Origin of the sequence: Olleya sp. Ti.3.14, assembly GCF_038154885.1 — a bacterium.
Lineage (GTDB): Bacteria > Bacteroidota > Bacteroidia > Flavobacteriales > Flavobacteriaceae > Olleya.
Genome location: NZ_JBAKAO010000085.1, coordinates 1 through 285 on the forward strand (window position 1 = coordinate 1; position 285 = coordinate 285).

A 285-nucleotide genomic window follows, 5' to 3' on the forward strand; every position below is an offset into this window, starting at 1 on the left:
TGAGTGTGATTTGGATTTAACAACAGCAGCTGGAACTGTAAACTTTAATTTACCATCTACTGGTAGTGCAAATAGTGGTGCTGCAACAACAATTACATTTGATGGAAGCTTTACTACAGATTACGATCCAGATGCGGATGGAACTTTTGATATTGTTTTAGATCAAACTTATTCAGGTTCGGCTGGAGATTGGTCAAATATAACAGTAACTATTGTTCCGGCTTTAACCTGTACTTCACCTGTAGCTACTGCTGCGCAATCTGTGGTTCCTACCACAGCAGTAGC

The 285-nt window shown here is 40.0% G+C and carries 1 protein-coding gene; it reads left to right on the forward strand.

From position 1 onward, the window contains the following. On the forward strand, positions 1 to 285 hold a 285-nt coding region (locus V6251_RS15390), incomplete at both ends, for a hypothetical protein (protein ID WP_341589026.1).